This is a genomic window from Nostocoides japonicum T1-X7 (assembly GCF_001046855.1).
Taxonomy (GTDB): Bacteria; Actinomycetota; Actinomycetes; order Actinomycetales; family Dermatophilaceae; genus Nostocoides; species Nostocoides japonicum.
The window spans coordinates 3,720,049-3,726,289 of record NZ_HF570958.1; the positions used below are offsets into that span (position 1 = coordinate 3,720,049).

The 6,241-nt window shown below is 73.5% G+C and carries 4 protein-coding genes; 3 read left to right on the forward strand and 1 reads right to left on the reverse strand.

Annotated features, from left to right (window positions below):
• A partial coding sequence (locus BN12_RS16865; protein WP_157635731.1) for a DEAD/DEAH box helicase occupies positions 1-1,514 on the reverse strand: 1,514 nt, incomplete at its 3' end.
• 84 nt (positions 1,515-1,598) lie between these two features.
• Here BN12_RS16865 and BN12_RS16870 point away from each other — a divergent pair.
• The 3 genes from BN12_RS16870 (at position 1,599) to holA (ending at position 6,237) form a co-directional block, all read left to right on the forward strand.
• Positions 1,599-2,705, forward strand: a complete 1,107-nt coding sequence (locus BN12_RS16870; RefSeq protein ID WP_048554301.1) for a GNAT family N-acetyltransferase — start codon at positions 1,599-1,601, stop codon at positions 2,703-2,705.
• A 100-nt stretch (positions 2,706-2,805) separates the two neighbouring features.
• Positions 2,806-5,097 carry an ATP-dependent DNA helicase gene (locus BN12_RS16875; protein ID WP_048554302.1) on the forward strand — a complete coding sequence of 764 codons (2,292 nt, stop codon included), beginning with the start codon at positions 2,806-2,808 and terminating at the stop codon, positions 5,095-5,097.
• A gap of 159 nt (positions 5,098-5,256) precedes the next feature.
• Positions 5,257-6,237 (forward strand): DNA polymerase III subunit delta, encoded by a 981-nt coding sequence (gene holA, locus BN12_RS16880; RefSeq protein ID WP_048554303.1) that lies wholly within the window; start codon positions 5,257-5,259, stop codon positions 6,235-6,237.
• Positions 6,238-6,241: the final 4 nt, after the last annotated feature.

A 6,241-nucleotide genomic window follows, 5' to 3' on the forward strand; every position in this document is an offset into this window, starting at 1 on the left:
GGGGGGCGGGCGAGCCGCGCCCGCGTCCGCGGGTCCGCCTCGCCTCCGGGCCGGGACCAGTCGCTCTCGCGGGTGAGACGCGACAGCGCGCGGACCGCGTCGCCCGGTCGCGCCACGACGTTGAGAATCATTGCGTCATCGACCTTCATCCGCGACTGGAGCGGCTCGGGATCGGCCGTCGTCAGCTTCTCGAAGGTCTTCTCCGTCCACACGACCGCGCCCTCGGGCGGCTTGACGCGTTGGACCCGTTTGATCCGGACGGGGTCATCGCCCGCCTTGGCGAGCCGGCGGGCGTTCTCGATGATGTGCTCGGGCGCCTGGACGACGGCATACCCCTGGGTGTCGAAGCCCGCTCGGCCCGCCCGCCCGGCGATCTGGCGGAACTCGCGGACCCGCAGCACCCGCTCGCGCGTCCCGTCGAACTTCGCGAGACCCGTGAACAGGACGGTCCGGATGGGGACGTTGATCCCGACGCCGAGGGTGTCGGTGCCGCAGATGACCTTGAGCATCCCCGCCTGCGCCAGCTGCTCGACGAGGCGGCGGTAGCGGGGCAGCATACCGGCGTGGTGGACCCCGATCCCCTTGCGCAGCAAGGCGCTCAGCGTCCGCCCGAACCCGGTGGAGAACCGGAAGCCGCCGATCCGGGCGGCGATCGCGTCGCGCTCCGCGGGCGTGAGGATCCGGCGCAGCTGCTGCTGGAGCTGCTTGGCGTGGTCGGCGGCCCCGGCCTGCGTCGGGTGGACGACGTACATGGGGACGCGGTCCCACTCGAGGAGCTCCTCGATGGTGTCCTGGAGCGGGGTGACCGACCACGAGAAGGTGAGCGGCACCGGCCGCTCGGCCGTGTCGACGACGGCGGCGTCCCGGCCGGTGTGCCGCCGGAGGTTCGCGGCGAACGGCCTCATGTCCCCCAGCGTCGCCGACATGAGGAGGAACTGCGCCTGGGGCAGCTCCAGGAGTGGGACGTGCCACGCCCAGCCGCGCTCGGGCTCGGCGTAGTAGTGGAACTCGTCCATGACGACGAGGCCGACGTCGGCGCCGGACCCCTCGCGGAGCGCGATGTTGGCGAGGACCTCGGCGGTGCACGCGATGATCGGCGCGTCGGCGTTGACCGCGGCGTCCCCGGTGAGCATGCCGACGTTGTCCGCCCCGAAGATCTGGCAGAGGGCGAAGAACCGCTCGCTGACGAGGGCCTTGATGGGGGCCGTGTAGAAGGCGACCCGATCGGTCGACAGGGCCGCGAAGATGGCCGCCGTGGCGACGAGCGACTTCCCGGAGCCGGTCGGCGTCGCGAGGATGACGTGGTCACCGGCGAGCAGCTCGATGACGGCCTCGTCCTGGTGGGGGTACATCGTGAGCCCCTGCGCCCGGACCCACCGCTCGAAGGCCTCGTAGAGGACGTCCGGGTCGTCGGTGTCGAGCGCCTCGAGGGACCCTGGGTCGCCCCTCGTGCCGCCGCCCGCCGCGGGCTCGGTGCCGGCGCCCGATGGATCGGTCAGGTCGGCGGCGCTCATGGCGACCCATCCTCCCATCGGGGTCGCGACGGTGCCGGGGCACCCGACCTGGACCGACGGTCGCGCGGTGGGCACGATGGGGGCATGTCCTTCCCCGAGGTCGTGCGAACCCCCCGCCTCGTCCTGCGTCGCCCGACGGCGGACGACGTCGACGCGGTGTACGCCCTGCACAGCGATCCCCGGATGCACTGGTTCGCGCCGCATACGGTCATGACCCGGCGAGCTCAGGCGGAGGAGGTGCTGGCCTCCTGGTGCGCCGCGTGGGAGGCGCACGGCTACGGCTACTGGCTCGCCGAGCACCGCGACGACGCGGAGGGGGCCGCCTTTCGCCTCCTCGGCGGGGTGCGACCCTTCGGATCGGTGGGTCCCGTGGTCGGCGTGACCGGTATGCGGCCCGCCGACGGGTACGCGAACCTCGCCTACCGGTTCATGCCGGACCTCCAAGGTCACGGACTGGCCACCGAGGCGGTGCGGGCGAGCCTCGTCACGGGGACGGAGTGGCTCGACGTCCCCTTGCGCGCCCTCGCGTCCGAGATCAACGTCCCGTCGGTCTCGACGGCGATCCGCTGCGGGATGGAACGCGCCGGCTCCGCCCGGCACCCCGACCAGCTGCCGGCCGAGCCGCCACTCACCGTCTTCGAGGCGCCGACGGTCCGGGCCGTCACGGCCTTCGACGACGCTGCCCGCGCGGAGGTCCTCGACCTGTGGTGCCGGGTCAACGATGCCGGGGACGCCGTGGGGCTCCTCCCCGGAGCCTCCCGCCAGCAGGTCGCCGTGGCGCTCGACGAGCATGTCGAGGACATGGCCGCGGGACGTGCCGTCGCCTGCCTGATGCGCGCCCCGGACGGTGTGCTCCGCGGCCTCGGCTGGTGGGTGGCCGGGCCGAACCCGCTCCAGTCCCACACGCGCACGGCATACCGCGTGATGGTCGATCCCGAGCGCCGGGGGCGAGGGCTGGGCCGGGTCCTCGTCGCGGGGATGCACCGCGTCGCCCGGTCGGACGGCGTGGAGCTGGCGATCCTCGACTACCGCAGCGGCACCGGCATCGGCAGGTTCTCCGAGAGCTGCGGGTATGCCGAGGTGGGTCGCGTGCCACGCGCGATCCGCGTCGCGCCGGGCGACGACCGCGACAGCGTCACGATGGTCCGACGGCTCGACGGCGGCGACCTCGCCCCGGACGGCCGCACCTGAGCCGACCCCTCCGCGCACCCGGCCGTCGTCCACGGGCCGGGTGTGGCGCGCCTGTGGATGACGGACGAGGACCGTCGGCGGCGCGGCATACAGTGACTCGGTGCCTTCTCTCGACGACCTTCTCCACGCGGCGGTGACCGCGGTCGGCGGTGTCGAGCGGCCGGGGCAGGTGGAGATGGCACACGCGGTCGCGGAGGCCGTCGACCGAGGGCGACACCTGCTCGTCCAGGCGGGGACGGGGACGGGCAAGTCGTTGGCATACCTCGTCCCGGCTGTCGCGCACGCCATGCGCACGGACCGGCCGGCGGTCGTCGCGACGGCCACGCTGGCGCTCCAGTCCCAGATCGTCGATCGCGACATGCCGCGCCTGGCCGCGGCGCTCGAGCCGGTCCTCGGGCGGCGTCCCACCTACGCGCTCGTCAAGGGGCGCCGCAACTATGTGTGCGTCAACAAGCTGCAGGGTGGGTTCCCCGACGACGACCAGGACGCCCTCCTCGGCGTCGGCGCCGTCGACGCGACGGCCGGGAGGCTCGGGGCCGAGGTGGTCCGCCTCCGGGAGTGGGCGGAGACGACGGAGTCGGGCGACCGCGACGAGCTGGTCCCCGGGGTCTCCGAGCGTGCCTGGCGGCAGGTCTCGGTGAGCGCCCACGAGTGCCTCGGCAGTCGGTGCCCCATGGTCGAGGAGTGCTTCGTCGAGCGGTCCCGCGCGGCGGCCAGAGACGTCGACATCGTCGTGACGAACCACTCCTTCATGGCCATCGACGCCTTCGAGGGCCGCCAGATGCTGCCCGAGCACGACGTGCTCGTCATCGACGAGGGCCACGAGCTCGTCGACCGGGTCACCTCGACGATCACCGACGAGCTGACGTCCGCGATGGTCCAGTCGGCGGCGAAGAAGTCCCAGCGGCTGGCCGAGTCGGCCGAGCCGCTCGAGGACTCCGGCCTCATCCTCCAGTCGGCCCTCGACGGCCTCCCCGAGGGCCGACTGACCGGCATACCGGACTCCCTGGCGCTCGCGCTCGCCCGGGTGAGGGACACCGCCCGGGCCGTCCAGGCCGATCTCAAGCCCGAGAAGGGCGAGGGCGATGCGACGAGACAGGTCGCCCGGGCGGCGGTCGACGAGGTCTTCGAGAACGCCTGTCGGGTCCTGGAGGAGCGCGAGCTCGACGTCGTGTGGGTCGGTCGCGACCAGCGGCGGGGTTCGGTCCTGCGGGTCGCTCCGATGAGCGTCGCCGCGCTGCTGCGTGACGCCATCTTCTCCGAGCGCACCGTCGTCCTCACCTCGGCGACGCTGGAGCTCGGCGGGACCTTCGACGCGCTCGCCGGCACGATGGGTCTGCGCGGGGAGGGGGCGCCCGACTGGCGGGGCCTCGATGTCGGCAGCCCCTTCGACTATCCCTCCCAGGCCATCGCCTACGTCGCCGCGGACCTGCCCCCGCCCGGTCGCGACGGCATCATGCCGGCGACGCTCGACGAGATCGAGGCGCTCGTCCGCGCCGCCGGTGGCCGCACGCTCGGCCTGTTCTCCTCGATGCAGGCCGCGCGCGACGCGACGGCGGCCATGCGCGACCGGTGCGGCGACACCGAGCTGACCTTCCTGTGCCAGGGGGAGGATCAGGTCACGACGCTCGTCCGGACGTTCGCCGAGGATCCCCGGGTCTGCCTCTTCGGCACGCTCACCCTCTGGCAGGGGGTCGACGTGCCCGGCTCCTCGTGCCAGCTCGTCGTCATCGACCGCATCCCCTTCCCACGTCCCGACGACCCGCTCGCGTCGGCCCGCTCGCAGGCCATCGCCCGGATGGGCGGCAACGGGTTCATGGCGGTCGCGGCGACGCATGCCGCGCTCCGGCTCGCCCAAGGGGCCGGCCGGCTCATCCGCCGGCACGACGACCGGGGTGTCGTCGCCTTCCTCGACTCCCGGATGATGACGGCGCGGTATGCCGGGTTCCTCCAGCGTTCCCTGCCTCCGTTCTGGCCGACGAAGGACCGTCGGCTCGTCCTCGGGGCGCTCCGGCGGCTCGACAAGACAGCGCCCGATCCGCTGCCCGTCGTTGCGCCCGCCCTGCGCGGCCTCACCGGGACTCTCGCCCCGCTCGCCGGCGCCACCCCTCCCGGCGAGGACGAGGAGCACCCCCGGCCCGAGGCGTCCCCGACCCCCGACGGCGTCACGGTATCCCCGCCGCCCACGGGGGACGGCCTGCCGCGGACCGTCGGGACCGACGCGGCGGACTGGGACAGGGAGGACGACGAGGAGCTGCGCGACGGCGTCGACCTCGGGCTCACCGTCGAGGAGCTCTCCGAGAGTCTCGAACGCTCCGATGCCGACGTTCGAGCGCGACTCGACCACCTCGGGATCACGGTGACCGACGCGCCGGCGCTGAGGTTCGACTGACAGTGGATGCCCGGGGCGGCGGCCGTCCCGGTGTCGCCCGAGAGTGCCCTCGCCTGGGGGGTGACCCGGCCCACGTCGGAACGATGGCCGGGTCACCCACGAGCGAGCCGGACGTCTCCCGCGGCGTCGGCGTCGGCGCGTCATGGGAGGCTGGATGCCATGAGCCAGGACACCGTCGCACCGACACGACGAGTGCCGTCCCTCGTGCTCGTGAGCGGTCCCGAGCAGGTGCTCGCGGACCGTGCCGTGGCCGCCACCCTCGACGACCTGCGTGTCACCGCTCCCGACCTGGAGACCATCCGGCTGTATGCCGCGACGTACGAGCCGGGAGCGCTCGGCGTCCAGGCCGCGCCCTCGCTGTTCGGTGGCGACAAGGCCATCGTCGTCCACGACGCCGACGAGGCGGCCGAAGACCTCCAGCAGGACCTGCTGCGCGCGGTCGCTGCCCCCGAACCCGGCATCACGCTCATCGTCCGGCACAAGGGCGGCAACCGGGGCAAGAAGGTCGTCGACGCGCTGAAGGCGGGGAAGGCCCGGGTTCTCGAGGCGCCGGCCATCAAGTCCGACCGTGACAAGAGCGACTTCGCCGCCCACGAGTTCGTCGCGGCGCGTCGCAAGGCGACGGGCGGTGCGGTGCGGGCCCTCGTCGAGGCCGTCGGCAAGGACATCGGCGAGCTCGCCGCCGCCTGCCAGCAGCTCGTCGCCGACACGACGGGCGTCATCGACGAGCGGACCGTCCTGCTCTACCACGGCGGCAAGGTCGAGGCGACCGGGTTCAAGGTCGCCGATGCCGCGGTGACGGGCGACACCGGCGAGGCGCTCCGCCTGCTGCGCCACGCCATCGCGGTCGGTGTCGATCCTGTGCCGATCGTCGCGGTCCTCGCCCAGCAGCTGCGCCAGCTCGTCCGCGTCGGGGCCGCCGGCCGCGGCCGTTCCGTCGACGTCGCGCGTGACCTCGGGCTGGCCCCGTGGCAGGTCGACAAGGCGCGCCGATCCCTGTCGGGCTGGAGTCCCGAGGGCCTGGCCCGCTCCATCCAGGCGGTCGCCGCCGCCGACTTCGAGGTCAAGGGTGGCGGCAGGGACCCCGTCTACGCCGTCGAGCAGGCCGTCCTCGCCATCACCGCCAACCACACCCGCTGACCCC

Coding starts and splice junctions, on each gene's coding strand:
- BN12_RS16870 (WP_048554301.1), top strand. CDS start 1,599: ATGTCCTTCCCCGAGGTCGTGCGAACCCCCCGCCTCGTCCTGCGTCGC.
- holA (WP_048554303.1), top strand. CDS start 5,257: ATGAGCCAGGACACCGTCGCACCGACACGACGAGTGCCGTCCCTCGTG.